Genomic DNA, 26553 nt, shown 5'->3' with positions numbered 1-26553 from the left:
TATGAGCGACTTGTCCTCTGTCAGCGAACACCTTCTGGCTCCCGGCGGCTTGAACCTCGACAGCCTGCAGTCGGTGCTGGGTGAGCTGGCGGGTCCGGGTATCGATGCTGCTGACCTGTATTTCCAGGGGCAGATTTCTGAGTCCTGGTCTCTGGAAGACGGCATCGTTAAAGAAGGCAGCTTCAACCTCGACCAGGGTGTTGGTGTACGCGCCCAGTCCGGTGAGAAAACCGGCTTTGCCTACAGCAATGCGATCACGCAGGAAGCACTGAGCACTGCGGCTCGCGCGGCTCGTTCGATTTCTCGGGCCGGTCAGAATGGCACCGTGCAGGCGTTCACGTCTCAGGATGTGGCCCAGTTGTACGCGCCGGACAATCCGCTGGAGGTCCTGACCCGCGCCGAGAAAGTTGAGCTGTTGAAGCGTATCGACGTCGCGACCCGTGCGCTGGACTCTCGCATTCAGCAAGTCACAGTGAGCATGGCCGGGGTTTGGGAGCGGATTCTTGTGGCTTCCACCGATGGTGGTCTGGCGGCAGATGTACGGCCTCTGGTGCGTTTCAACGTCAGTGTGATCGTTGAGCAGAACGGGCGTCGCGAGCGTGGCGGCCATGGCGGCGGCGGACGTACCGATTACCGTTATTTCCTCAACGAGGACCGCGCCATGGGCTATGCGCGGGAAGCGCTGCGCCAGGCGCTGGTCAATCTCGAAGCGATTCCTGCTCCGGCGGGCACGCTGCCTGTGGTTCTAGGGTCTGGTTGGTCCGGCGTTCTGCTGCATGAGGCGGTCGGCCATGGTCTGGAAGGCGACTTCAATCGCAAAGGCAGTTCGGCTTACAGCGGCCGTATGGGCGAGATGGTTGCTTCAAAGCTTTGCACCATCGTCGACGACGGCACCCTCGCCGGACGTCGTGGTTCGTTGAGCGTCGATGATGAAGGCACGCCAACCGAATGCACCACGCTGATTGAAAACGGCGTACTCAAGGGTTACATGCAGGACAAGCTCAATGCACGCCTGATGGGCGTGGCGCGTACCGGCAACGGGCGTCGTGAGTCCTATGCGCATCTACCCATGCCGCGCATGACCAACACTTACATGCTGGGTGGACAGAGCGATCCGCAGGAAATTATTGCGTCGGTAAAACGCGGCATTTATTGCGCGAATCTGGGCGGCGGTCAGGTCGATATCACCAGCGGCAAGTTCGTGTTTTCAACCAGCGAAGCGTACCTGATCGAAGACGGCAAAATTACCGCGCCGGTCAAAGGTGCAACCTTGATTGGTAACGGGCCTGAGGCCATGAGCAAGGTGTCGATGGTGGGTAATGATCTGTCGCTGGACAGTGGCGTCGGTACCTGTGGCAAAGATGGCCAGTCGGTTCCAGTGGGCGTGGGTCAGCCGACCCTGAAGATCGATGCGATCACGGTAGGCGGCACAGGCGGTTGATGAGGTGAATCTGCGGGACCGGCTTCAACTGGGGATTTATTCCCGGCTAAAGCCGGTCCCACAGAAGCCGGACCCGTAGTGTGACGCAGGAATCAACGCAAACCGCGTTGTTTCTCGTCCAGCTCACGGATGTATTTGAAGATTTTGCGGCTCGAAGCGGGTGCCTTGTTATGGGCCAGCTCGTGTTGAGCCTGACGGATCAAAGAACGCAGTTGCTGACGATCCGCTTCCGGATATTCAGCAACAAACGTTTCGAGGACGCCGTCATCACCGGCGATCAGGCGATCACGCCAGCGTTCCAGGCCGTGAAAACGTTCGTTGTATTGGCGAGTGGAGGCATCGAGTTGATCGAGAAGCACCAGAATGGCGTCCAGATCCTGATCGCGCATCAGCTTGCCGATGAACTGAATATGCCGTTTGCGTGCGATATGAGCCGTGTGCTTGGGCGCATCGGCCAAGGCTCTGCGCAGCGGATCGGTCAAAGGCAGCTTGTTCAGCAGGTCGGGTTTGAGCGACACAAGACGCTCGCCAAGTTCAACCAGAGCATGCAGCTCGCGTTTGACCTGGGTTTTGCTTTTCTCCCCGTCGAGGGAGTCGTCGTAAGAATCAACCATGGGGGCAGTCCGCAAATAAACGCCGCCATGATAACCAGTCAGGGGCCTCTTGTCCGGCCCACTCGGTATTCGGCTCGTGCCGAAAGCAGAATTTGATGGAGAAAGTCATGAGTGCATCACAAAGCGTCGGCCCACAGGCCTTGCCCGCACTGCAAGAACAAGTCGAACAAATCATTGCCGAAGCCAGGCGTCAGGGTGCCAGTGCCTGCGAGGTTGCTGTGTCGCTGGAGCAGGGTCTGTCGACCTCGGTTCGTCAGCGCGAAGTGGAAACCGTCGAATTCAATCGTGACCAGGGTTTCGGCATTACCTTGTATGTAGGCCAGCGCAAAGGTTCGGCCAGCACCTCGGCGAGTGGTGCTGACGCGATTCGTGAAACCGTCGCTGCTGCGCTCGCAATCGCCAAACACACCTCTGAAGACGAAAGCTCAGGGTTGGCCGATGCTGCATTGATGGCAAGAGAACAGCAGGATTTTGATCTGTTTCATGCCTGGGATATCTCGCCAGAGCAGGCAATCGAAAAAGCGCTGATCTGCGAAGCAGCCGCCTTCGATGCGGATAGCCGGATCAAGAATGCCGATGGTACGACGCTCAATACTCACCAGGGCTGCCGCGTGTACGGCAACAGCCACGGGTTTATCGGCGGCTACGCGTCGACCCGTCACAGTTTGAGTTGCGTGATGATTGCTGAAGGCGAAGGCCAGATGCAGCGCGATTACTGGTATGACGTCAGTCGCCAGGGTGAGTTGCTGGCCGATCCAAAGAGCGTCGGTCGTAAAGCTGCCGAGCGGGCGGCCAGCCGCCTGGGCGCGCGTCCTGTGCCGACGTGCGAAGTGCCGGTGCTGTTCTCGGCCGAGCTGGCTGGCGGATTGTTCGGCAGTTTCCTCGGGGCGATTTCTGGCGGCAATCTGTACCGCAAGTCATCGTTCCTGGAGGGCTCCATCGGTCAGCGACTGTTTCCCGAATGGCTGACCATTGATGAGCGTCCTCACTTGATGCGCGCCATGGGCAGTTCGGCGTTCGACGGTGATGGCCTGGCCACTTATGCCAAGCCATTCGTCGAAAATGGCGAATTGGTCTCATACATTCTCAGCACCTATTCGGGCCGTAAACTGGGTTTGCCAAGTACCGCGAACGCTGGCGGTGTGCACAATCTGTTCGTCACTCATGGTACTGAGGACCAGGCGGCGCTGATTCGACGAATGGGCCGCGGGTTGCTGGTCACCGAGCTGATGGGCAGCGGTCTGAACATGGTGACGGGCGATTATTCCCGCGGTGCAGCTGGTTTCTGGGTCGAGAACGGCGAGATCCAGTTCCCCGTTCAAGAGGTGACCATTGCCGGCAACATGCGCGACATGTTCAAACAAATCGTCGCCGTAGGCAGCGACCTCGAATTGCGCAGCAACATCCGCACGGGCTCGGTGCTGATCGAACGGATGACCGTCGCCGGTAGCTGATACAAAAAGCTGTCGCCCCCCACCTTTGTCTCTGTGGGAGCTGAGCTTGCTCGCGATAAGGCTGGATGCGATCTGAAGTGAAACGTGTCCAGCCTTATCGCGAGCAAGCTCAGCTCCCACAAAAAACATGCCGCTCCGATAATTATTTTCCTCCCCCCTCTAAATCCCTTCACCCTCTACGGTTGTTTTGATTCTCAATATCATTTAATAATGAATATCATTATCTAGATGAGCCGTGGTCATGGGTCCTGTTTTGCACGCGCTTCCTGCGCACCTCGAAAACTGGCGCGGGATGAGTTTCAGAATTCGTTGTGCCCTTGAGCCTGACGAACCACGGCTGATTGATCGTTACCTGGCCGAAGGCCGTTACCTGGCGCGATTTACCGCCACGCCTCAGCGAATGATTGCTGAAACCTCCTTTCGACTGCTCATCGATACCGCTCGCGATACGGTTCTGCCCTGGCATTGGCGCTGTTTGTGCGTCGATCAGGCCTGGCGTCCGTTACGTGATCTCAAGGCCCTGATCAATTGCGCGGCCGACCAACAACGCTGGCAGGCCTGTACCTGGCAATTGGCGACATGCCTGCTGCAGCCCTCGATCTCTCTCACTGAACTGGTGCAAGGAAACTCCGATGAGTAATACCCGTATCGAACGCGACAGCATGGGCGAACTGCAGGTCCCTGCCGAGGCCCTGTATGGCGCTCAGACCCAGCGTGCGGTGAATAACTTCCCGATCAGTAATCTGCGCATGCCAACGCAATTCATTCGGGCGCTATTGCTCGCCAAGGCTGCCGCTGCACATGCCAACCTTGAGCTTGAGCAAATCTCGGCCGCACAAAGCGAAGCCATCGTCAGTGCCTGCCAGGAACTGTTGAGCGGCGATTACATGGCGCACTTCCCGGTGGATGTGTTTCAGACCGGTTCAGGCACCAGCACCAACATGAACGCCAACGAAGTCATCGCGACCATCGCCAGTCGTGTACTGGGTGACAAGGTCAATGCCAATGACCATGTGAACTGTGGACAGAGCAGCAACGACATCATCCCGACCACTATTCACGTCAGCGCCGCCCTGGCGTTGCACGAGCAGTTACTACCGGCGTTGACCCATCTGGTCGAAGTGATCGAGCGCAAGGCTGATGAGGTACATCCGTTCATCAAGACCGGTCGTACCCATTTGATGGACGCCATGCCGGTGCGCATGAGCCAGGTACTCAATGGCTGGGCTCAGCAGATCCGCGCCAACATTGAGCATTTACAGGCTTTGCTGCCGAGTCTTCAGGCGTTGGCTCAGGGCGGCACGGCGGTGGGAACCGGGATCAATGCGCACCCTGAGTTCGCCAAACGCTTCAGTAGCCATTTGAGCCGCTTGAGTAACGTCGCGTTTGAGCCGGGCAAGGACCTGTTTGCCCTGATCGGCTCTCAGGATACCGCTGTGGCCGTGTCAGGCCAGCTCAAAGGCACCGCCGTATCGTTGATGAAAATCGCCAATGATCTGCGCTGGATGAATTCCGGTCCGCTGGCCGGGCTGGGAGAGATTGAACTCGAAGCGTTACAGCCCGGTTCGTCGATCATGCCGGGCAAGGTCAATCCGGTGATTCCGGAAGCCACAGCCATGGTTGCCGCCCAAGTCATCGGCAATGATGCGGCGATCACGGTCGCCGGGCAGTCGGGCAACTTCGAGCTGAACGTGATGCTGCCGATCATCGCGCAAAACCTGTTGAGCAGCATTGAGCTGTTGGCCAACTCCAGCCGATTGCTGGCCAACAAGGCTATTGCGACCTTCAAGGTCAATGAAGCGAAGCTCAAGGAAGCGTTGTCGCGCAATCCGATTCTGGTCACCGCGCTAAACCCGATCATCGGTTACCAGAAAGCCGCAGAAATTGCCAAGACGGCTTACAAACAGGGGCGGCCGATTATTGATGTCGCCCTTGAACACACCGACCTGCAGCGCAGCCAGCTTGAGGCGCTGCTGGATCCGGAAAAACTCACCGCTGGCGGGATCTGACCTGTCGGCCATCGCTTGAGGAGTCGCGCCATGGAGCATTGGAAACGCACAATCGAAAAAGCCAATCGCTGTTTCAATCTCGGTGAGCTGGTTGACGCCCGCGAGTTGTATTTGCAGGCGCTGGCGTTGGCTCAGGTGTTGTTCGAGCGCTGGCCCAACCCCGACGAAGCGGTGGCCGCTTGCGTCATTTCCCATCACAACCTCGCTGACCTGCATTTGAGTCTGGGTCAGCCGGAGGAAAGCGCAGAGTACCTGTGCGCGATCCATCAGCACCTGCTGCGGGTCATGCAAGAGCAGCGCTTACCGCCAGCGCTGCGCCAGGCTGCCTTGCGCCACAGCAGTAAAACCTACGCCGAGCTGCTGAGTTTTATCAGTGAGCATGGTGAATACCCGCGCACCCATCGCCTGTTGAACAGTGGCGGCGAGCATTCGCGCTCGTCATTACAACGCAATGCCGCCGCCACTTCCGGCCTTTTCTACGGAGTACATTGATATGCCGTTTACCCTGCCTGCCTTGCCATATGCTTACGACGCCCTGGAACCGCACATTGATGCGCAGACCATGGAAATCCACTACAGCAAGCATCACCAGACCTACATCAATAACCTCAACGCAGCAGTCGAGGGTACTGAATGGGCTGAATGGCCGATCGAAAAGCTGGTGGCCGCTGTTGCTCAATTGCCTGAGAAGCTGCGCCCGGCAGTGATCAACCAAGGTGGTGGTCACGCCAACCACTCGTTGTTCTGGGCAGTCATGGCGCCAACCGGCGGCGGCTTGCCTGATGGCGCACTGGCTAAAGCCATTGACGAGCAACTGGGTGGTTTTGAGCAGTTCAAGGACGCGTTTACCAAAGCGGCGCTGACTCGTTTCGGCAGTGGCTGGGCCTGGCTGAGCGTGACACCGGAGAAAAAACTGGTCGTCGAGAGCAGCGGTAATCAGGACAGCCCTCTCATGAACGGCAACACGCCGATTCTGGGCCTGGACGTTTGGGAGCACGCGTATTACCTGCTCTATCAGAACCGCCGTCCGGAATACATCGCTGCGTTCTACAACGTCGTCAACTGGCCGGAAGTTGCCCGGCGTTACCAGGCCGCTCTGGCCTGATCTTCCAATAATCAGATCCAGGGCAGTTTATGCGCACGGAAATACTCACCATCAGCAGTGGGCGGTTGTTTCGCCTGGCATTGGGTTCGGTTCTGCTGTTGGCAGGTATGGCGCTTCTGGTTGCGCACGCGCTTGAATGGCTGGATCTTGAGCCGCGCCTGATGCGAGCGCTGGAGGGCGGAGCAATCTGTGCTCTGGGGACCGCACTGGGCGCTGTTCCTGTACTGGTCATCAGAGGCATGCCTGCCTCTGTGTCCGACGGTTTGCTCGGCTTCGGTGCAGGGGTGATGCTGGCAGCTACGGCATTTTCGCTGATCGTGCCCGGGCTGGCGGCTGCTGAAAATCTTGGGTTTTCCCCTTGGGGGGCTGGCGGGCTCGTCAGTTTCGGGATTTTTCTCGGGGCTGTGGGCTTGTTTATAGTTGATCACACAGTCTCCAAAGGTTCGCCCCTGAGCGGTGAAGAGCTGCCTGCGATTGCGCCGCGGATCTGGTTGTTCGTGATCGCGATCATTGCCCATAACATCCCTGAAGGGATGGCTATCGGTGTGTCTGCCGGTGGCGGTTTGCCCGACGCCGACAGTCTCGCCATGGGCATCGCGATACAGGACGTACCCGAAGGGCTGGTCATTGCACTGGTACTGGCCGGAGCAGGGATGTCGCGCTTCAAGGCATTTCTGATTGGTGCTGCTTCAGGGCTGGTCGAGCCGGTTTTTGCTTTGCTGTGCGCGTGGCTGGTGGCGATTGCCGAGTTGCTGTTGCCGCTAGGTCTGGCGTTTGCTGCAGGTGCCATGTTGCTGGTGGTCACTCAGGAAATCATCCCCGAATCGCGTCGTAATGGGCACGATAAAGTCGCCAGTCTCGGCTTGATCGCCGGGTTCTGTCTGATGATGGTGATGGATACGGCACTGGCTTGACGGAGCGGGCAGGGCGGCGAAGTGACATTCGCCCCCTGCGCAGGTCTAAAACCACTTATAATCCATGGTTTTTACCCTTCGACGCGAGAATGTCTGTGAGCTTACCTGCCTGCCCAAAATGTAATTCCGAATACACCTATGAAGACGGTACTCAACTGATCTGCCCGGAATGCGCGCATGAGTGGTCCGCAGACGGCAGCAGCGAAGCGGCCGATGACGTCAAAGTCATCAAGGATTCAGTAGGCAATACCCTTCAGGATGGCGATACCGTCACCGTTATCAAAGACCTTAAAGTCAAAGGCTCTTCGCTGGTCGTCAAGGTTGGCACCAAGGTGAAGAACATCCGCCTGGTGGATGGCGATCACGACATCGATTGCAAGATCGATGGCATCGGCGCGATGAAGCTGAAGTCGGAGTTTGTGAAGAAGGGGTAAGGTAGTGAATTGCTAAAGCACCTCTGAGCCAACGTCAGATTACTGAGTATCTAAATCCGGAGTTCGAGAGGACTTCGGATTTTTCGTATCTGGCGCACGAGTTTTGCAGACTTTTCCTTCGAGCCTCATGAGTAGAATGGTTTTCGTGTGAACTGTTCGGAGAGTCTTTATTTGAAGCGTAAACCCAGGTCGATCTGAAGGTGTTTTTTGAGAAGGTTTGCTTTTGTAAGCGTTGCCGCTGAGCGGGAGTACAAGAATCTGCCCGAAGATGTTCAGGACGAGTTTGGCAAGGATTTGCGGAGGATTCAGTTCGAGCAGGACCCGCGGCTAGCAATCAAGCAACTTACAGAGTCAGTAGGTACTGGTGTGGTCGAGCTGATCATAAACGGCAGCCCCGCATTTCGCTGTGTCTACATTGCTAAATACGCGGACATGGTGGTCGTTTTACATTCGTTTGTGAAAACCACCAATAAGACTGATCGGCACGCGATGGCCGTTGCGGAGCAGAGATTCAAGCAGTTGAAAAGTGAGTTGCGGGGGATGGGCTACTAAACTTAGGCAGATTTGGTAATGACAATCTGCGGAGATGCTTCGGCACCTGCATTCGACATGGTGAAATTGGCACGAAAGCCCAGGCAATCAAGCATGTCGATCATGGCATCGATAGTGAATTTCTCAATCTTGCCGTTCGCCAGTTCTGACACCCGTGACTGGGTCAGGTTAAGCAATTTCGCAGCTTCACTCTGCTTAAGATTCAACTGCTTCAGGCAGTTAGTGATGAATATGGATAAATCCATTTTGAGGGCCATCTTGCTGGCAGTTTCATCATCATGCGTGACATGAAAAGGGCTTTCATGAAATTGGAGAGCCATAATCGCCTCGGTTTATATCTAAAATTTAAGATAAAAATCTTAGCGGCAGACAGATGGGCTGGTCAAGAAAATCTTTTGACGCGGGCGCCGCTCTACTCTCCCTCATCAAACTTGTTATTGATCAACTCAACCAGACCATCCAGCGCGGCCTGTTCCTGATCGCCTTCGGTTGAAAGGTGGATGTCTGTTCCTTTGCCTGCAGCGAGCATCATCACTGCCATGATGCTTTTGCCGTCAACCATGCTTTCAGGTGAGCGCCCCACACGGATCTGGCAGGGGAATTTGCCAGCGACTCCGACAAACTTGGCGGCTGCGCGGGCGTGCAGGCCCAGCTTGTTGATAATGGTAATTTGACGAGCGGGCATCGCAGGGAAAGTCCTTTCAGCTTAAGTCGCGGTGGCGAACCTGAACGTTTTTGAGGGATTGTTGCAGGACCTGACCCAAGCGCTCGGTCAGGTATACCGAGCGGTGGTGCCCGCCGGTGCAGCCAATGGCAATGGTGACATACGAGCGGTTGCTGGCAGCGAAGCGCGGCAGCCACTTGTTGAGATAAGTGAAGATGTCCTGAAACATCTCTTCGACGTCAGGCTGCGCGGCGAGATAGTCGATAACAGGTTGATCTTTTCCCGACTGCTCTCGCAGCTCCGGTTTCCAGTACGGATTGGGCAAGCAACGTACATCAAATACCAGGTCGGCATCCACCGGCATACCGCGCTTGAAACCGAAAGACTCGATCAGGAACGCAGTACCTGGCTCAGGCTTGTTCAGCAGTCGCAGCTTGAGCGTATCGCGCAGCTGGTAAAGATTCAGGTGGGTCGTGTTGATCTTCAGGTCGGCAAGATCAATGATCGGCCCAAGCAGCGCAGTCTCGTCGCGGATGGCTTCTGCCAGCGAACGGTTGGCGTTACTCAGAGGGTGGCGGCGGCGGGTTTCCGAGAAGCGCTTGAAGAGGGTGGATTCATCTGCGTCCAGGTAAAGAACATCGCACTGGATATTGCGTGAACGCACCTCTTCAAGCATCTGCGGGAAGCGGGTCAGGTGACTGGGCAGGTTGCGGGCATCGATGGAGACGGCCAGTAACGGTTCAGCCAGCTCGGTATTGATCAGCGCACGCTCGGCCAGCTCTGGGAGCAGCCCCGCTGGAAGGTTGTCAACGCAATAAAAGCCGTTGTCTTCCAGTACGTCCAGCGCCGTGCTCTTGCCGGAGCCTGAGCGACCGCTCACGATGATCATGCGCATGATTAATGCCCGTTCTGTACGTCCAGCACCACTTTATAAAGCTCATCGCCAGTCTGAGCCTTACGCAGCTTGTCGCGCACTTCAGTGCGGTCCAGCATGCTGGCGATCTGGCGAAGCAGCTCAAGGTGTTCATCGGTAGCGGCTTCAGGTACCAGCAGGACAAACAGCAAGTCCACTGGCGCACCATCGATGGCGTCGAAATCAATGGGGGCATCCAGCCGTATCAAGGCGCTGACGGGTGCGCTGCAGCCCTTCAAGCGACAATGAGGAATGGCAATGCCATTACCAAAGCCGGTAGAACCAAGTTTCTCACGGGCGACAAGGCTTTCGAACACGACTTGCGAATCCAGATCCGCGACTTGTTCGCCGATCAGGTTGGCAATTTGTTCGAGTACTCGTTTCTTACTGCCGCCCGGCACGTTCGCACGCGAACGGCCGGGGGTCAGGATATTTTCTAGTCGGATCATGTTTTGGGGGTATCAGCGAGCCGTTGCGCCCTGAAGGAGGCTGAGCTGCTTTTCCTTATGCTTGAGCAATTGTCTATCCAGCTTGTCGGTCAAAAGGTCGATTGCCGCGTACATGTCATCATGTTCCGCATTGGCGACGACCTTTGAGCCGGGGATGTGCAGGGTGGCTTCGATTTTCTGTTTCAGCTTCTCGACCTCCATGATGACCTGCACATTAGTGATCTTGTCGAAGTGGCGCTCCAGTCGTCCGAGTTTTTCGGTGATGTAGTCGCGTAGGGCGTCGGTCACATCCAGTTGATGTCCACTGATGTTGACTTGCATACCGCTTTCTCCTTATTGCCAGTGCATAAAGAGGCAGGCTTTTGCCTGCCACTGGAACGCTGTGGCTAGCAACCGGGTTGCGTAAAAACCGTAACGTGCAGCGGTGGTACGGTTACTACTGTACCTCTCGTCACATCAGTCGCTTGCGTTCGCTTGAAGGCGCTATGCCAAGTGATTCGCGGTATTTGGCAACTGTGCGGCGGGCTACTTGAATGCCTTGTGCCTCCAGTAAACCAGCGATCTTGCTGTCACTCAACGGCTTTTTCTGATTTTCCGCTGCAACCAGTTTTTTGATGATCGCGCGAATGGCTGTGGACGAACACTCACCGCCCTCTGAGGTACTTACGTGGCTGGAGAAGAAATATTTCAACTCGTAAATGCCGCGTGGGGTATGCATGAATTTTTGCGTGGTAACCCGGGAAATAGTCGATTCGTGCATGCCTACTGCTTCGGCAATGTCATGCAGAACAAGAGGCTTCATCGCCTCATCGCCATACTCAAGGAAACCGCGCTGGTGCTCGACGATTTGTGTCGCCACCTTCATCAGGGTTTCATTGCGACTTTGCAGGCTTTTGATGAACCAGCGGGCTTCCTGCAGTTGATTGCGCATGAAGGTGTTGTCGGCGCTGGTGTCGGCGCGGCGAACAAAGCCTGCGTACTGAGGGTTTACACGCAGACGGGGCACTGACTCCTGGTTCAGCTCGACCAGCCAGCGCTCGTTGTCCTTGCGCACGATAACGTCCGGGACCACGTATTCTGCTTCGGTTGATTCGATCTGCGAGCCTGGCCGCGGATTGAGGCTTTGTACCAGCTCGATGACCTGGCGCAGCTCATCTTCCTTGAGCTTCATGCGCCGCATCAGTTGCGAGTAATCGCGGCTGCCCAACAAGTCGATGAAGTCACTGACCAGGCGTTGGGCTTCGCTGAGCCAGCGGGTTTTCGCGGGCAACTGACGCAGTTGCAGCAAGAGGCACTCGCTGAGGTTTCGGGCGCCAATGCCTGCTGGTTCAAACTGCTGAATACGGTGCAGCACGGCTTCGATTTCGTCGAGTTCGATATCAAGCTCGGGATCGAAGGCGTCAAGAATTTCTTCGAGCGTTTCGTCCAGATAACCTTGATTGTTGATGCAATCGATCAGGGTTACGGCGATCAGACGATCGGTATCGGACATCGGTGCGAGATTCAACTGCCAGAGCAGATGGCTTTGCAGGCTCTCACCGGCAGATGTGCGGGTGGTGAAGTCCCACTCATCGTCGTCATTGCTGGGCAGACTGCTTGCGCTGGTCTGATAGACGTCTTCCCAGGCGGTGTCGACAGGCAGCTCATTGGGAATGCGCTCGCTCCAGTCGCCCTCTTCAAGATTGTCTACTGTTGGAGCGGACTCCTGATAGGTCGGCTCCTGAACGTCAGGGTTTGGCTTCTGTTCGATGTTGTCAGCCAAAGGATCGGCATTGTCGAAGTCGTCGCCTTCTTCCTGGCGTTCCAGCATAGGGTTTGACTCCAGTGCCTCCTGAATCTCCTGTTGGAGGTCCAGCGTCGACAGTTGGAGTAAGCGGATGGCCTGTTGCAGCTGCGGCGTCATCGTCAGCTGCTGGCCCATTCTCAAGACTAGCGATGGTTTCATGGCTGGGGCTTAACACCTTATTCGCCGGCGCACATGCGCCATCCACTACCGAGCGCCTAGGCGCCTACATAAGCAAATTATATGCCTGAAACCGAAGTGTTTGCCTAGGGGTGTACTGGCATTTAACAAGCGTCAGAACAAACCCCCCAGGTTGCTGGCCTCCAGAGGCCAGACGCTGCGGCTATTTACAGGCGGAACTCGTGGCCGAGGTAAACCTCTTTCACCAGCTGATTTGCCAGAATGGTTTCCGAGTCGCCCTCGGCGATCAATTGCCCGTCGTTGACGATGTAAGCGGTTTCGCAGATATCCAGGGTTTCACGAACGTTGTGATCGGTGATCAGAACGCCAATGCCCTTGGCTTTCAAGTGATGAATGATCTGCTTGATGTCGCCTACCGAAATCGGGTCCACGCCTGCGAAAGGTTCATCGAGCAGAATGAATTTCGGTGAGGTAGCGAGTGCGCGGGCGATCTCTACCCGACGGCGTTCACCACCGGACAGGCTCATGCCCAGGTTGTCGCGGATATGGGTGATGTGGAATTCCTGAAGCAGGCTTTCCAGCTCTTTACGGCGTCCGTCGCGGTCCAGTTCCTGGCGGGTTTCGAGAATCGCCATGATGTTGTCTGCCACGGACAGCTTGCGGAAGATCGAGGCTTCCTGAGGCAGATAGCCGATACCCGCACGTGCACGGCCGTGCATTGGTTGATGGCTGACATCCAGGTCGTCAATGAGCACGCGGCCCTGATCCGCCTGAACCAGACCGACAATCATGTAGAAGCAGGTGGTCTTGCCGGCGCCGTTAGGCCCCAGCAATCCAACGATCTGGCCGCTCTCAATAGACAGGCTCACATCACGTACGACCTGACGGCCCTTGTAGCTTTTAGCCAGATGCTGGGCTTTCAGCGTCGCCATTTACTGGGCCTTCTGCTGGTCGGGTTTCTTTTTCGGCTGGATAACCATATCGATACGCGGACGCGGCGTAGTCACTTTGCTGCCGCCATTGGCGCGACCTGCGCTGACGATCTGCTTCACAGTGTCGTAAACGATTTTTTCGCCTTCGGACGTGTTGCCGTCGTTGATGACCTTGGCCTTGTCGATCAGCACGATACGATCCTGAGCAGCGTAGTACTGGATAGTGATCGCGTAGGCTTGAACGATAGGCTTGTCCACTGACGGCTTCTGCTCGTAGTAGGCAAGGTTGCCCACAGACGTGAATACGTCGACTTCACCTTGGGCGTTACGTGTGATGGTCACGGTGTTACCGGTGATCTTCATCGAGCCCTGGGTAATGATTACGTTGCCTTTGTAGGTAGCAACGCCTTTCTTGTCGTCGAGTTGTGCATCGTCGGACTGGATGTGGATAGGCTGATCGCGATCAGTCGGCAGGGACCAGGCGCTCGCGCTTCCCAGTGCTGCACCCAGGCCGAGCAAAAAAGGAAGGGTTTTAACGAGCCTCATACTGTCCTCTTACTTTAGATAGCAGGTCCATCCTGCCGTCGTTCAAATACGCTTTCATTCCCTTGGCCGTAGTCACACCGCCTGCGCCGTCGATTCTAACGGCTTGCTCGGTCTGCGCATATTGCTTCTGCGGGAATACGGTCATGCGACTACTAGTGATAATGGTCGTACGGTTTTTGTCGTCGGTTCGTGCTACGCGAACCGAATCGATCAATTCCACTTGCTCGCCACCTGGGGACACTTCACCTGTTTTGCTCTGTATATGCCAAGGATAAAGGGTGCCACGGTACATCTGCAGGTCTGGCGTGGTCAGCATTGTTACATCGGTAGCCTTGATGTGCTCGACCTTGTCGGCGGTCATCTCGTACTGCAGCTTGCCGTCGGGCAGATACTGCACGCTGTGCGCATTGATCGCGTAAAAGTCGATGGCGCTTTCATCCACCGCTGCAGCCGGTTGCTCCATGAAGCTTTCCGGGCTGATGTTCCAGTAACCTGCGGCAGCCAGCAAAAATGCCAGCACACCGAGGATCAGGAACGTTCGAATTCTTTTGCTAAGCATAAATGGCTTCTATAAGTAGGCTGCGTGGGCTGCTTCAAGACTGCCCTGAGCGCTCATGATCAATTCACAGAACTCGCGGGCTGCGCCTTCGCCGCCTCGCGCCTGGGTAATGCCATGGGCATGTTGCCGGACGAAAGTAGCTGCATTGGCTACCGCCATGCCCAGGCCGACACGCCGGATGACTGGCAAGTCTGGCAGATCATCACCCAGATAAGCGACCTGTTCGTAATTCAGGCCAAGTTGCGCGAGCAACTCGTCGAGCACCACGAGCTTGTCTTCACGGCCCTGATAAAGATGTTCAATGCCCAGGTTTTTGGCCCGGCGTTCGACTACCGGGGTTTTGCGGCCACTGATTATGGCGGTTGTCACGCCTGAGGCGATCAGCATTTTAATGCCTTGGCCGTCCAGTGTGTTGAAAGTCTTGAACTCGCTGCCGTCTTCAAGGAAATACAGGCGCCCATCGGTCAGCACGCCATCGACGTCGAAAATCGCCAGTTTAATATTTTTGCCGCGTTGCAGCAGGTCCGTGGTCATTTGTACATCTCCATTACATGACGCCTGCACGCAGCAGGTCCTGCAGATTGAAAGCGCCCACCGGATGGTCTTTCTCGTCGACGACGATGAGTGAGCCGATTTTGTGGTCTTCCATGATTTTCAGCGCTTCAGCGGCGAGCATTTCAGGGCGTGCGGTTTTGCCGTGGGCTGTCATTACGTCGTCTATGATCGCCTGGCGAATGTCGATAGGGCGATCCAGGGTGCGACGCAAATCGCCGTCGGTGAAAATCCCGGCCAGTCGTCCGTCAGCTTCGAGAATAGCGGTCATGCCCAGGCCCTTGCGGGTCATTTCCATCAATGCATCACGGAGCAGCGTCCCTCGTTGTACTTTCGGCAACTGGTCGCCGCTGTGCATGACGTGCTCGACTTTCAGCAGCAGGCGCCTGCCCAATGCGCCGCCCGGGTGCGAGAACGCGAAGTCTTCGGCTGTGAAGCCGCGGGCTTCCAGCAGTGCGACCGCCAGCGCATCGCCCATGACCAGTGCTGCAGTCGTGGACGAGGTCGGGGCCAGATTCAATGGGCAGGCTTCATGTTCTACGTGTGCATTGAGGTTGACATCGGCAGCTTCCGCCAGCGTCGACCCGGGGTTGCCGGTCAGGCTGATCATCTTGATGCCCAAGCGCTTGATCAGGGGCAGCAAGGTAACGATTTCGGCGGTGGTGCCCGAGTTCGACAACGCCAGAATGATGTCATCGGAGGTGATCATGCCCATGTCGCCGTGGCTGGCTTCGGCAGGGTGCACAAAAAAAGACGTGGTGCCGGTGCTTGCCAGTGTGGCAGCGATCTTCTTGCCGATATGGCCGGACTTGCCCATGCCAACCACGACAACGCGCCCTTTGCTCGCCAGAATCATCTCGCAAGCCTGGACGAAATCCGCATCGATATGCGCTAACAAGCCTTCCACCGCTTCGATTTCGAGGCGGATGGTGCGTTGTGCTGATTGGATGAGGTCGCTGGTCTGGTTCATGTGAAAAATCGGTCAGCTCGTTAAAAGGCGGCGATTATAGCGGTAATGCGCGATTCCCTCACGTCTGATCGTCGAGGTTTGTTTTTAATCGTTCTGGATGGCGATAAGCAGGCGGCCTTTGTGTGAAATGTCGCAAATTGTGTGTGGCGATCTTGATTGATCGGCTTCTCTCTTGGGCGACGCCTTATAGCGGTGGTATAGTTCGCGGCCTGTTCAGCCCACCGGGACAGCATGTCTCCCGCCAGGGACTCGGCAGCTGAACGTGAGGCTGCATCGCAAGGAGTTTAGATGAGCGCCGATAACGCCTACGCGATCGAGCTGAAGGGCGTTTCCTTCAAGCGCGGTACGCGCAGCATTTTCGAAAATGTCGATATTCGCATTCCCCGTGGCAAAGTCACCGGCATCATGGGACCTTCGGGCAGCGGCAAAACCACATTGCTGCGCCTGATGGGTGCCCAGTTACGGCCTTCTGCGGGCGAGGTATGGGTCAACGGTCAGAATCTGCCCGCCCTGTCGCGCAGCGATCTGTTCGATGCGCGCAAGCATATGGGTGTGCTGTTTCAGAGCGGTGCGCTGTTCACTGATCTGGATGTATTCGAGAATGTAGCCTTTCCATTGCGCGTTCACACCGAGCTGCCGGAAGAAATGATTCGCGACATTGTTCTGCTTAAACTGCAGGCAGTGGGGCTGCGCGGTGCTATCGAGTTGATGCCTGATGAACTGTCAGGCGGAATGAAACGTCGTGTGGCGCTTGCCCGGGCGATCGCGCTTGATCCGCAAATTCTCATGTACGACGAACCCTTCGTGGGGCAGGACCCGATTGCCATGGGGGTTCTGGTGCGTCTGATCAAGCTGCTCAATGACGCGCTCGGGATTACCAGTGTCGTGGTTTCTCATGATCTGGACGAAACGGCGAGTATTGCCGATTACCTTTATGTGGTGGGCGACGGTCAGGTGCTGGGGCAGGGTACGCCCGAGGAGCTGATGGGCTCGGATAACCCACGCATTCGTCAATTCATGACCGGCGATCCGGACGGCCCTGTGCCGTTTCATTATCCTGCGCCGGATTATCGCGAAGATCTTTTGGGGAAGCGCTGATGCGCAAGAAGTCATTAATGGAGCGGATACGTCTGCTGGGGCGTTCCGCAATAGATATCCTGGCTGTTCTCGGGCGTTCGGCAATTTTTCTGGTTCATGCCCTGCTGGGCCGTAGTTCGATTGGCGGCAGCTTTCAGTTGCTCGTCAGGCAGCTCTATTCGGTGGGTGTCATGTCGCTGGCGATCATCGTCGTGTCGGGCATGTTTATCGGCATGGTGCTGTCGCTGCAGGGTTTCAGCATCCTCACCAAATACGGCTCTGAGCAAGCGGTTGGGCAAATGGTTGCACTGACACTTCTGAGAGAGCTGGGGCCCGTGGTGACTGCGTTGTTGTTCGCTGGTCGCGCAGGTTCTGCATTGACCGCCGAAATCGGCAACATGAAGTCCACTGAGCAGTTGTCCAGCCTGGAAATGATCGGCGTCGACCCACTCAAGTACATTGCTGCGCCAAGGCTGTGGGCCGGATTCATCTCGCTGCCCCTGTTGGCCATGATTTTCAGCGTGGTAGGTATCTGGGGAGGCTCCTGGGTCGCGATTGACTGGCTGGGAGTCTATGAAGGCTCGTTCTGGTCAAACATGCAAAACAGCGTTTCTTTTGTAGATGATGTGATTAACGGCGTTATCAAGAGCGTCGTATTTGCCTTCGTGGTGACCTGGATTGCCGTGTTTCAGGGTTATGACTGCGAGCCCACCTCCGAAGGGATCAGCCGTGCCACGACCAAAACAGTCGTGTATGCCTCCCTGGCCGTGTTGGGCCTGGACTTTATTCTGACCGCATTGATGTTTGGAGATTTCTGATGCAAAACCGCACCATCGAAACAGGTGTCGGCCTGTTCCTGCTGGCCGGGATACTGGCTTTGCTCCTGCTTGCCCTGCGCGTCAGCGGTCTGAGCTCCAGTGCCAGCACTGATACTTATAAACTTTATGCAAATTTCGACAATATTGCCGGTTTGACTGTCAGAGCCAAGGTGAGCATGGCTGGCGTGACGATCGGCAAGGTCACTGCGATCGATCTTGATCGCGACACCTTTACGGGTCGAGTGACGATGGAAGTGCAGAAAAAGGTTGATAACCTGCCTGTAGATTCCACTGCGTCGATTCTGACCGCTGGCTTGCTCGGTGAGAAATATGTGGGTATCAGCGTGGGTGGCGACGACGGGTTGCTGAAGGATGGCAGCACTATCCATGACACGCAGTCGTCGCTCGTGCTGGAAGACCTTATCGGAAAATTCCTGCTCAATACCGTGAGTAAAGACGCTAAATGAGGAGCTTTTAGATGATCTCAATCGTGCGCCGTGGTCTGTTGGTGTTGCTGGCACTGGTACCAATGCTGGGCAATGCTGCCGCCACACCGTCCGCTCATGATCTGGTGGATCGCACCACCAAGGAATTGTTGAGCGATCTGGCAGCCAACAAAGAACAGTACAAAAGCAATCCTGGCGCTTTTTATGATGCCTTGAACCGCATCGTTGGCCCGGTGGTAGATGCCGACGGCATTTCCAAAAGCATCATGACCGTGAAGTACTCACGCAATGCTTCTCCTGAGCAGATGCAGCGTTTTCAGGAAAACTTCAAACGTAGCCTGATGCAGTTCTATGGCAACGCATTGCTGGAGTACAACAATCAGGGCATCACTGTTTCCCCGGAGAAGGCCGAAGGCGCGGACCGCACCAGCGTCGAAATGCAGGTCAAGGGTAACAATGGCGCCGTGTATCCGGTGTCCTACACGCTCGTCAAGATTGGCGGCGAGTGGAAAGTACGCAACGTGATCATCAACGGCATCAACATCGGCAAGCTGTTCCGTGATCAGTTCGCTGATGCGATGCAGCGTAACGGTAATAATCTGGACGAGACGATCAATAGCTGGGCGGGTGAAGTCGCCAAGGCTAAAGAGAAGGCGCCAGAAGCAGCGGGTCCGGGCGCGCAATGACAGAGTCAGTCGTACGGCTCGTCGCGCCCGGTGAGTTGCAACTAATCGGCACGCTCGACTATTTGACCGGTCCGGCCTTGCGCAAGCAGGGCGCCGCGTTGATCAAGTCGAGTGAGCTGCCGACCGTTGTGCTGGATTGCGCAGGCGTTGAAAAATCCAGCAGTGTGGGCCTGGCCTTGCTGCTGGCTTTCATGCGCGATGCACGGGACGCTGGCAAGGATGTCAGCATCCGCTCGATGCCGGAAGACATGCGCAAGATTGCTCAGGTATCAGAGCTGACCGAACTGCTGCACGATCATTGATCCCCGATTATGAAAGCCCCTCGTCCGGGTCCTGCGTTGCGGGGTTCGCATTGAGTGGGCTTTTTTGTATGATGGCCGACCCGCGCGCGTAGGTCGCCAATAGAGGTTTAGCATGCACGCCGTAGAAGTTAAGAGCTTCCTTGAAGGGAAGTTGCCCGAGATCCAGGTTGAAGTTGAAGGCGAAGGCTGCAACTTCCAGCTGAACGTGATCAATGACGAGCTGGCTGCGCTGAGCCCGGTCAAGCGTCAGCAACAGATCTACACGCATTTGAACCCCTGGATTGCCGATGGCAGCATCCACGCGGTCACCATGAAATTTTTCAGCCGCGCTGCGTGGGCCGAGCGCACCTGAGCCACTTGGCGTCGAGACTCTAATGGATAAATTGATTATTACTGGCGGCGTTCGTCTTGATGGCGAAATCCGCATTTCCGGGGCGAAAAACTCTGCCCTGCCGATTCTTGCCGCTACGCTGTTGGCTGATGGCCCTGTAACCGTCCAGAATCTGCCGCACCTGCACGACATCACCACCATGATCGAGCTGTTCGGTCGCATGGGCATCGAGCCTGTCATTGACGAAAAGCTCAGCGTTGAAATTGACCCTCGTACGATCAAAACGTTGATCGCTCCGTACGAGCTGGTGAAAACCATGCGCGCCTCGATTCTCGTGCTTGGCCCTATGGTTGCCCGTTTCGGCGAAGCTGAAGTCGCGTTGCCTGGCGGTTGTGCGATCGGTTCACGTCCAGTGGACTTGCACATTCGTGGCCTGGAGGCCATGGGTGCAATCATCGATGTCGAAGGTGGTTACATCAAGGCCAAGGCCCCTGAAGGCGGCCTGCGCGGTGCAAATTTCTTCTTCGATACCGTGAGTGTGACCGGTACCGAAAACATCATGATGGCCGCGAGCCTGGCTAACGGCCGTAGCGTTCTGCAGAACGCCGCTCGTGAACCTGAAGTTGTCGATCTGGCCAACTTCCTGATTGCCATGGGCGCGAAGATTCACGGTGCCGGTACTGACACCATCACCATCGATGGCGTGAAGCGCCTGGACTCGGCGACCTACAAGGTCATGCCGGACCGTATCGAGACTGGTACCTATCTGGTCGCTGCCGCTGCTACTGGCGGTCGCGTGAAGGTCAAGGACACCGATCCAACCATCCTTGAGGCGGTCCTGCTCAAGCTGCAGGAAGCGGGTGCTGAAGTCACCAGCGGTGTCGACTGGATCGAGCTGAACATGCACGGCAAGCGGCCGAAGGCTGTCAACGTGCGTACCGCTCCTTACCCGGCGTTCCCGACTGACATGCAGGCGCAGTTCATCTCGCTCAATGCCATCGCCGAAGGCACTGGTGCAGTGATCGAAACCATCTTCGAAAACCGTTTCATGCACGTCTACGAGATGCATCGCATGGGCGCGCAGATTCAGGTCGAGGGCAATACCGCCATCGTCACCGGTACCCAGGTCCTCAAAGGCGCGCCCGTCATGGCCACTGACCTGCGTGCATCGGCCAGCCTGGTTATCTCCGCACTGGTTGCCCAGGGCGATACGCTCATCGACCGCATCTACCATATAGATCGTGGTTACGAGTGCATTGAAGAGAAACTGCAGATGCTGGGCGCGAAGATTCGCCGCGTTCCGGGCTAGTAGTTGAACGACCTGACGCCCGAGCCAATTGTGGTTCGGGCGTCAGGTATTGCGCGCTTCACAGCGTGTGAATTCTGATTCGTTTCACCTGGTGCCCGTGTTGAACCGGCATCAGGTTTTGTTCGGCGCCGATTGCGCACGGGCAGAAGTTTCCTGATAAGGACTGACGTTTCCCATGTTGACCATCGCATTGTCCAAGGGCCGCATCCTCGATGACACTCTGCCGCTTCTCGCCGAAGCGGGCATCGTGCCTACCGAGAATCCGGACAAGAGCCGCAAGCTGATCATCCCCACGACCCAGGCCGATGTGCGCTTGTTGATCGTGCGCGCCACCGATGTGCCGACTTATGTCGAACATGGTGCTGCTGATCTGGGCGTTGCCGGTAAAGATGTGCTGATGGAATACACCGGCCAAGGCCTGTATGAGCCATTGGACCTGCAAATTGCCAAGTGCCGCCTGATGACAGCCGGCGCAATCGGCGCTCTCGAGCCCAAAGGCCGTCTGCGCGTGGCAACCAAGTTCGTCAACGTTGCCAAGCGCTATTACGCCGAGCAAGGTCGTCAGGTCGACATCATCAAGCTGTACGGCTCCATGGAGCTGGCACCGCTGATTGGTCTGGCTGACAAGATCATCGACGTTGTTGATACCGGCAACACGCTACGGGCCAACGGCCTGGAGCCTCAGGAGTTGATCGCGACAATCAGTTCCCGTCTGGTGGTCAACAAAGCTTCCATGAAAATGCAGCATGCCCGTATTCAGTCGCTCATCGATACCCTGCGCAATGCAGTGGAATCGCGACACCGCGGCTGACTTACTCGCGCAACCTTGAGTTGCGCCCGTCTATCCGCCTCATAGCCAGAATTCTCAGGTGCCCAAGCGGATCGACTGCTAGTTTAGGGCGCCTGAGTTTTTGCCATTCCTATGAGGCTCTCGCTATGACCGCACCGACTGCAATTCGCCGACTCAATGCTGCTGATCCGGATTTCGCACATCATCTGGATCATCTGCTGAGCTGGGAAAGTGTGTCTGACGATTCGGTCAACGAGCGTGTTCTCGACATCATCAAGGCCGTGCGTGAGCGGGGCGATGCTGCGTTGGTCGAGTTCACCGAGCGCTTCGACGGGCTTCAGGTCGCCTCCATGGCTGACCTGATTCTGCCTCGCGAGCGTCTTGAGCTGGCACTGACCCGCATCACTCCAGCCCAGCGCACAGCGTTGGAAAAAGCCGCAGATCGTGTGCGCATGTACCACGAGAAGCAGAAACAGGACTCCTGGACCTACACCGAAGCCGACGGCACTGTGCTGGGCCAGAAGGTCACGCCACTGGATCGCGCCGGTCTCTATGTGCCGGGTGGCAAGGCGTCTTATCCGTCATCGGTATTGATGAACGCCATTCCTGCCAAAGTGGCGGGAGTGGGCGAGGTAGTCATGGTGGTGCCAACTCCACGCGGGGAAATCAACGAGCTGGTACTGGCTGCGGCCTGTATTGCAGGTGTCGACCGGGTCTTCACCATCGGCGGTGCCCAAGCCGTTGCTGCGCTGGCTTACGGCACTGAAAGCGTGCCACGCGTCGACAAGGTCGTCGGGCCGGGCAACATTTATGTGGCCACCGCCAAGCGTCACGTTTTTGGTCAGGTTGGGATCGACATGATTGCCGGTCCTTCCGAGATTCTGGTGGTCTGCGACGGTCAGACCGATCCGGACTGGATTGCGATGGATCTGTTTTCCCAGGCTGAGCACGATGAAGACGCTCAGGCGATTCTGGTGAGCCCGGACGCAGACTTCCTGGATCAGGTGGCCGCGAGCATTGCCAAATTGATGCCGACCATGGAGCGTGCAGAGATCATCGACAAATCGATCAATGGCCGTGGTGCGTTGATCAAGGTCGCTGACATGCAGCAGGCGATTGAGGTCGCCAACCGTATTGCTCCGGAACACCTTGAGTTGTCAGTGGCGGACCCGGAGGTCTGGTTGCCGCAGATCCGTCACGCGGGTGCAATTTTCATGGGCCGTCACACGTCTGAGGCACTGGGCGACTACTGCGCCGGGCCAAACCACGTTTTGCCAACCTCCGGCACAGCGCGCTTTTCATCGCCGCTGGGTGTCTACGACTTCCAGAAACGTTCGTCGATCATCTATTGCTCGCCGCAAGGTGCATCCGAACTTGGCAAGACCGCATCGGTACTGGCTCGTGGCGAATCTTTGACTGCGCACGCACGCAGCGCCGAGTACCGCATCATCGATAACGAAGGGCAGGGGAACTGAGCATGAGTAAATTCTGGAGTCCTTTCGTCAACGGTCTGGTGCCCTATGTACCAGGTGAGCAGCCCAAGCTGACCAAGCTGGTCAAACTCAACACCAACGAAAACCCTTACGGCCCTTCGCCTAAAGCTCTGGCGGCGATGCGTGCCGAGCTGACCGACGACCTGCGTCTTTATCCTGACCCGAACAGCGACCTGCTGAAGCAGGCAGTCGCCAGCTACTACGACGTGCAGCCCGGTCAGGTGTTTCTGGGTAACGGTTCGGATGAAGTGCTCGCCCATGCATTCAATGCCTTTTTCCAGCACGGCAAACCGTTGTTGTTTCCTGATATCAGCTACAGCTTCTATCCGGTTTACTGTGGTTTGTATGGCATCGAGTACGACGCTATCGCGCTGGATGAACAGTTCCAGATCCGGGTCGAGGATTACGCCAAGCCTAATGGCGGGATCATCTTCCCGAACCCTAACGCGCCAACCGGTTGCGTAGTGGGCCTGGATGCTGTTGAGCGGATGCTTAAGGCCAACCCCGACTCCGTGGTCGTGGTTGACGAGGCTTATATCGATTTTGGTGGCGAGACGGCGATCTCTCTGGTGGATCGTTATCCGAACCTGCTGGTTACCCAGACGTTGTCCAAGTCCCGCTCACTGGCGGGGTTGCGAGTCGGTCTGGCGGTTGGGCATCCAGATCTGATCGAGGCGTTGGAGCGGGTCAAGAACAGCTTCAACTCTTATCCGCTGGATCGTCTGGCCATTGTTGGGGCTGCTGCCGCCTTTGAAGATCGTGAACACTTTGAGTTCACCCGCAATGCGGTCATCGCCAGCCGTGATGCATTGACGGGCGAGCTGCAAGCGCTGGGCTTTGAAGTGCTGCCGTCGGCGGCTAACTTTATTTTTGCCCGTCACCCACAACACGACGCTGCCGGTATCGCGGCGAAGCTGCGCGAGCAGGGTGTGATCGTTCGGCACTTCAAGCAGGAGCGTATTGCCCAGTTCCTGCGGATCAGCATTGGCACGCCAGAGCAAAATCAAGCGCTGCTGGATGGGTTGGCGGGTTTGTAACCAAAGTACAAAACTGTAGGAGCTGCCGAAGGCTGCGAATAGCGGTGTGTCAGAAATAACCGCTTCGCAGCCTTCGGCAGCTCCTACAGAGTTCGCGTAGTGTTACTGCTCCTCAACCGGCGTAGCCGACGGCGGAGGCGGCGGACGCAGGCCCACCTCGGCGTTGAGTTTTACTTCTTTCCCGTTGCGCATGACCTGAATGGCGATCTTGTCACTAGGTTTGGTGCGCGCTACCTGATTCATCGAGCGGCGACCATCACCGGCAGGCTCGCCGTTGATGCTCAAAATCACGTCCCCTAGCTGCAATCCGGCTTTCTGCGCCGGACCGTCACGGAAGATGCCCGCGACGACGATACCCGGGCGGTCCTTCAGACCAAATGACTCAGCCAGTTCCTGAGTCAGTGGCTGCACTTCAATACCCAGCCAGCCACGAATCACCTGACCGTGCTCGATGATCGATTTCATGACTTCCATCGCCAGCTTCGTCGGAATCGCGAACCCGATGCCTTGCGAACCTCCGGACTTGGAGAAGATTGCCGTATTTATACCGGTCAGGTTGCCATTGGCGTCAACCAGTGCGCCGCCCGAGTTGCCCGGGTTGATCGCCGCGTCAGTCTGAATAAAGTCTTCGTAAGTGTTCAGGCCAAGCTGATTACGCCCGGTGGCGCTGATGATGCCCATGGTCACGGTCTGGCCGACGCCGAAAGGATTGCCGATGGCCAGCGCGACGTCACCGATACGGATGCTATCGGAGCGGCCAATAGTGATTGACGGGATATTCTTGAGATCGATCTTCAGCACTGCCAGATCGGTTTCGGGGTCATTGCCAATAACCCTGGCGATGGTTTCGCGACCATCCTTGAGCGCTACGACGATTTGATCCGCCCCGGTCGTAACGTGGTTGTTCGTAAGGATGTAGCCCTCCGGGCTCATCAAAACGCCTGAGCCAAGGCTTGATTCCATGCGCTTCTGCTTGGGCATGTTATCGCCGAAAAAACGCCGGAATTGCGGGTCCTCGAACATCGGGTTGGCCGCTTTGTTGACCATCTTCGTTGTGTAGAGATTGACCACTGCCGGGGCCGCCATGCCCACGGCGTCGGCATACGAGACCGGGCCTTGCTGGACGTAGCTGGTTTGTGGCGCTTGCTGCAGATTAACGTCGAGACTGGGCAGGCCGACCATCTCCGGGAAACGCTGAATAATCAGCAGAGCGATAAGTACGCCTGCCAGCAATGGCCAACCAAAAAAGCGCAGCGCCTTGAACATTGAGCAAATCCTGAAAGTGATCCGACGCTGCGGCTTGCTGCCCATCTGCGCCATAATGGGCGGCATTATACGAGCACTTGGGGTTGTGTCTCACAAATAAGATATGCAGAAGTGAACCATTTCAGCAGCACGACCCTATCAGCTTCAAACCACACATTCAGGAGTCTTTTATGGCCGTTGCGCTCAGCACTCTGGTAGAAGAAGCCGACCGTTATCTCGGCAGTTCGCGTATCCAGGATTATTGCCCTAATGGCCTGCAGGTCGAAGGTCGTCCACAGGTCATGCGAATCGTCAGTGGTGTTACCGCCAGCCAGGCCTTGCTGGACGCTGCGGTCGACGCACAGGCCGACCTGATTCTCGTGCATCACGGTTATTTCTGGAAAGGCGAGAACCCCTGCGTCGTCGGCATGAAGCAGCGTCGCCTGAAAACCCTGCTCAAGCACGATATCAGTCTGTTGGCCTATCACCTGCCTTTGGACGTGCATCCGGACGTGGGTAATAACGTGCAGTTGGCGCTCCAGCTGGACATTACTGTTGAAGGCCCGCTCGACCCGGATAACGCGCGTGTGGTTGGGCTGGTTGGCTCGCTGAACGAGCCTGTGATGCCTCGGGATTTTGCCCGTCGCGTGCAAGAAGCACTGGGCCGCGAACCTCTGTTGATAGAAGGTTCCGGGATGATTCGTCGGGTGGGCTGGTGCACAGGTGGCGGGCAGGGTTACATCGATCAGGCAATCGCAGCCGGGGTCGATCTGTTTATCAGCGGTGAAGCGTCGGAGCAGACCGTACACAGCGCTCGGGAAAACGGCATCAGTTTTATTGCGGCCGGCCATCATGCGACTGAGCGTTACGGGGTTCAGGCATTAGGCGACTATCTGGCCCGCCGGTTTGCTGTAGAGCACCTGTTCATTGATTGCCCGAACCCCGTCTGATCACCCAAACGAGACGGTATATCGTTAGAACGTTTAG

The 26553-nt window shown here is 56.6% G+C and carries 33 protein-coding genes; 20 read left to right on the top strand and 13 right to left on the bottom strand.

Annotated elements, in window-relative coordinates; genetic code table 11:
- Window position 1 precedes the first annotated feature (1 nt).
- Window positions 2-1441 (top strand): metalloprotease TldD, encoded by a 1440-nt coding sequence (gene tldD, locus EE949_RS03190; protein WP_122662818.1) that lies wholly within the window; start codon window positions 2-4, stop codon window positions 1439-1441.
- A 92-nt stretch (window positions 1442-1533) separates the two neighbouring features.
- On the opposite strand, the gene yjgA is transcribed toward tldD, so the two are convergent.
- The gene (gene yjgA, locus EE949_RS03185; RefSeq protein WP_095096470.1) at window positions 1534-2055 is read right to left on the bottom strand and encodes a ribosome biogenesis factor YjgA; all 522 of its coding nucleotides are present in this window, start codon (window positions 2053-2055) and stop codon (window positions 1534-1536) included.
- A 107-nt stretch (window positions 2056-2162) separates the two neighbouring features.
- On the opposite strand from yjgA, the gene pmbA reads away from it, so the two are divergent.
- The 8 genes from pmbA (at window position 2163) to EE949_RS03145 (ending at window position 8523) form a co-directional block, all read left to right on the top strand.
- Window positions 2163-3509, top strand: coding sequence for a metalloprotease PmbA (gene pmbA, locus EE949_RS03180; protein ID WP_122662816.1), 1347 nt, complete (start codon window positions 2163-2165; stop codon window positions 3507-3509).
- A gap of 241 nt (window positions 3510-3750) precedes the next feature.
- Window positions 3751-4149, top strand: coding sequence for a FagA protein (locus EE949_RS03175; RefSeq protein WP_122662814.1), 399 nt, complete (start codon window positions 3751-3753; stop codon window positions 4147-4149).
- A complete protein-coding gene (locus EE949_RS03170; protein WP_122662812.1) occupies window positions 4142-5518 on the top strand; it encodes a class II fumarate hydratase in 1377 nt (458 codons plus the stop codon). Before EE949_RS03175 ends, EE949_RS03170 begins: the two co-directional genes overlap by 8 nt.
- A gap of 30 nt (window positions 5519-5548) precedes the next feature.
- Window positions 5549-6010 carry a hypothetical protein gene (locus EE949_RS03165; RefSeq protein WP_122662810.1) on the top strand — a complete coding sequence of 154 codons (462 nt, stop codon included), beginning with the start codon at window positions 5549-5551 and terminating at the stop codon, window positions 6008-6010.
- A 1-nt stretch (window position 6011) separates the two neighbouring features.
- On the top strand, window positions 6012-6623 hold the full coding sequence (locus EE949_RS03160; protein ID WP_122662808.1) for a superoxide dismutase: 612 nt from the start codon (window positions 6012-6014) through the stop codon (window positions 6621-6623).
- Window positions 6624-6652: 29 nt separating this feature from the next.
- A complete protein-coding gene (locus tag EE949_RS03155; RefSeq protein ID WP_122662806.1) occupies window positions 6653-7537 on the top strand; it encodes a ZIP family metal transporter in 885 nt (294 codons plus the stop codon).
- An 89-nt stretch (window positions 7538-7626) separates the two neighbouring features.
- Window positions 7627-7971, top strand: coding sequence for a zinc ribbon domain-containing protein YjdM (locus EE949_RS03150; RefSeq protein WP_027897848.1), 345 nt, complete (start codon window positions 7627-7629; stop codon window positions 7969-7971).
- A 207-nt stretch (window positions 7972-8178) separates the two neighbouring features.
- Window positions 8179-8523: a type II toxin-antitoxin system RelE/ParE family toxin gene (locus EE949_RS03145; protein ID WP_122662804.1), complete on the top strand. Its 345-nt coding sequence runs from the start codon at window positions 8179-8181 to the stop codon at window positions 8521-8523.
- A gap of 2 nt (window positions 8524-8525) precedes the next feature.
- Here the strand turns inward: EE949_RS03145 and EE949_RS03140 are convergent, their stop codons facing one another.
- From EE949_RS03140 to EE949_RS03090, 11 genes are all read right to left on the bottom strand, one after another.
- Window positions 8526-8843 (bottom strand): helix-turn-helix domain-containing protein, encoded by a 318-nt coding sequence (locus EE949_RS03140; protein ID WP_027897846.1) that lies wholly within the window; start codon window positions 8841-8843, stop codon window positions 8526-8528.
- A 92-nt stretch (window positions 8844-8935) separates the two neighbouring features.
- Window positions 8936-9208, bottom strand: a complete 273-nt coding sequence (locus EE949_RS03135; protein ID WP_122662802.1) for an HPr family phosphocarrier protein — start codon at window positions 9206-9208, stop codon at window positions 8936-8938.
- A gap of 16 nt (window positions 9209-9224) precedes the next feature.
- Window positions 9225-10082, bottom strand: a complete 858-nt coding sequence (gene rapZ, locus EE949_RS03130; protein WP_122662800.1) for an RNase adapter RapZ — start codon at window positions 10080-10082, stop codon at window positions 9225-9227.
- Between the two features lie 2 nt (window positions 10083-10084).
- Window positions 10085-10549 carry a PTS IIA-like nitrogen regulatory protein PtsN gene (gene ptsN, locus EE949_RS03125; RefSeq protein WP_122662798.1) on the bottom strand — a complete coding sequence of 155 codons (465 nt, stop codon included), beginning with the start codon at window positions 10547-10549 and terminating at the stop codon, window positions 10085-10087.
- A gap of 12 nt (window positions 10550-10561) precedes the next feature.
- Entirely contained in the window at window positions 10562-10870 is a 309-nt protein-coding gene (gene hpf, locus EE949_RS03120; RefSeq protein WP_027897842.1) for a ribosome hibernation-promoting factor, HPF/YfiA family, read from the bottom strand.
- A gap of 130 nt (window positions 10871-11000) precedes the next feature.
- The gene (locus EE949_RS03115; RefSeq protein ID WP_122662795.1) at window positions 11001-12494 is read right to left on the bottom strand and encodes an RNA polymerase factor sigma-54; all 1494 of its coding nucleotides are present in this window, start codon (window positions 12492-12494) and stop codon (window positions 11001-11003) included.
- Between the two features lie 185 nt (window positions 12495-12679).
- The gene (lptB, locus tag EE949_RS03110; protein ID WP_122662792.1) at window positions 12680-13405 is read right to left on the bottom strand and encodes an LPS export ABC transporter ATP-binding protein; all 726 of its coding nucleotides are present in this window, start codon (window positions 13403-13405) and stop codon (window positions 12680-12682) included.
- Window positions 13406-13951: a lipopolysaccharide transport periplasmic protein LptA gene (gene lptA / locus EE949_RS03105; RefSeq protein WP_122662790.1), complete on the bottom strand. Its 546-nt coding sequence runs from the start codon at window positions 13949-13951 to the stop codon at window positions 13406-13408.
- Entirely contained in the window at window positions 13938-14510 is a 573-nt protein-coding gene (gene lptC / locus EE949_RS03100) for an LPS export ABC transporter periplasmic protein LptC (protein ID WP_122662788.1), read from the bottom strand. Before lptC ends, lptA begins: the two co-directional genes overlap by 14 nt.
- Window positions 14511-14519: 9 nt before the next feature.
- Complete coding sequence (locus EE949_RS03095; protein WP_122662786.1) at window positions 14520-15044, bottom strand: KdsC family phosphatase; 525 nt, start codon at window positions 15042-15044, stop codon at window positions 14520-14522.
- 13 nt (window positions 15045-15057) lie between these two features.
- Entirely contained in the window at window positions 15058-16032 is a 975-nt protein-coding gene (locus tag EE949_RS03090; RefSeq protein WP_122662784.1) for a KpsF/GutQ family sugar-phosphate isomerase, read from the bottom strand.
- Between the two features lie 288 nt (window positions 16033-16320).
- Between EE949_RS03090 and EE949_RS03085 the strand changes: the two genes are divergently transcribed.
- The 10 genes from EE949_RS03085 to hisC all read left to right on the top strand — a co-directional run bounded on the left by EE949_RS03085 (window position 16321) and on the right by hisC (window position 24321).
- Window positions 16321-17130 (top strand): ATP-binding cassette domain-containing protein, encoded by an 810-nt coding sequence (locus EE949_RS03085; protein WP_122662782.1) that lies wholly within the window; start codon window positions 16321-16323, stop codon window positions 17128-17130.
- On the top strand, window positions 17130-17927 hold the full coding sequence (gene mlaE / locus EE949_RS03080; protein ID WP_122662780.1) for a lipid asymmetry maintenance ABC transporter permease subunit MlaE: 798 nt from the start codon (window positions 17130-17132) through the stop codon (window positions 17925-17927). Before EE949_RS03085 ends, mlaE begins: the two co-directional genes overlap by 1 nt.
- On the top strand, window positions 17927-18394 hold the full coding sequence (mlaD, locus tag EE949_RS03075) for an outer membrane lipid asymmetry maintenance protein MlaD (protein ID WP_122662778.1): 468 nt from the start codon (window positions 17927-17929) through the stop codon (window positions 18392-18394). The genes mlaE and mlaD overlap by 1 nt, the downstream gene beginning before the upstream one ends.
- An 11-nt stretch (window positions 18395-18405) precedes the next feature.
- Window positions 18406-19059: an MlaC/ttg2D family ABC transporter substrate-binding protein gene (locus tag EE949_RS03070; protein ID WP_122662776.1), complete on the top strand. Its 654-nt coding sequence runs from the start codon at window positions 18406-18408 to the stop codon at window positions 19057-19059.
- Complete coding sequence (locus tag EE949_RS03065) at window positions 19056-19361, top strand: STAS domain-containing protein (protein ID WP_122662774.1); 306 nt, start codon at window positions 19056-19058, stop codon at window positions 19359-19361. Before EE949_RS03070 ends, EE949_RS03065 begins: the two co-directional genes overlap by 4 nt.
- Before the next feature lie 112 nt (window positions 19362-19473).
- On the top strand, window positions 19474-19713 hold the full coding sequence (locus EE949_RS03060; protein WP_122662772.1) for a BolA family protein: 240 nt from the start codon (window positions 19474-19476) through the stop codon (window positions 19711-19713).
- A 22-nt stretch (window positions 19714-19735) separates the two neighbouring features.
- Complete coding sequence (murA, locus tag EE949_RS03055; protein ID WP_122662770.1) at window positions 19736-21001, top strand: UDP-N-acetylglucosamine 1-carboxyvinyltransferase; 1266 nt, start codon at window positions 19736-19738, stop codon at window positions 20999-21001.
- 175 nt (window positions 21002-21176) lie between these two features.
- Window positions 21177-21812, top strand: a complete 636-nt coding sequence (gene hisG, locus EE949_RS03050) for an ATP phosphoribosyltransferase (protein ID WP_122662768.1) — start codon at window positions 21177-21179, stop codon at window positions 21810-21812.
- A gap of 125 nt (window positions 21813-21937) precedes the next feature.
- Window positions 21938-23266, top strand: coding sequence for a histidinol dehydrogenase (gene hisD, locus EE949_RS03045; protein ID WP_122662766.1), 1329 nt, complete (start codon window positions 21938-21940; stop codon window positions 23264-23266).
- 2 nt (window positions 23267-23268) lie between these two features.
- Window positions 23269-24321, top strand: coding sequence for a histidinol-phosphate transaminase (gene hisC / locus EE949_RS03040; protein ID WP_122662763.1), 1053 nt, complete (start codon window positions 23269-23271; stop codon window positions 24319-24321).
- 102 nt (window positions 24322-24423) lie between these two features.
- Here the strand turns inward: hisC and algW are convergent, their stop codons facing one another.
- A complete protein-coding gene (gene algW / locus EE949_RS03035; RefSeq protein ID WP_122662761.1) occupies window positions 24424-25587 on the bottom strand; it encodes a Do family serine endopeptidase AlgW in 1164 nt (387 codons plus the stop codon).
- A gap of 170 nt (window positions 25588-25757) precedes the next feature.
- On the opposite strand from algW, the gene EE949_RS03030 reads away from it, so the two are divergent.
- Window positions 25758-26516, top strand: coding sequence for a Nif3-like dinuclear metal center hexameric protein (locus tag EE949_RS03030; protein ID WP_122662760.1), 759 nt, complete (start codon window positions 25758-25760; stop codon window positions 26514-26516).
- Window positions 26517-26553 lie beyond the last annotated feature (37 nt).

The organism is Pseudomonas viridiflava (assembly GCF_900602065.1).
Classification (GTDB): domain Bacteria; phylum Pseudomonadota; class Gammaproteobacteria; order Pseudomonadales; family Pseudomonadaceae; genus Aquipseudomonas.
The sequence above is the reverse complement of the archived record's forward strand: the minus strand, read 5'-3'. Positions and strand labels throughout refer to the sequence as shown.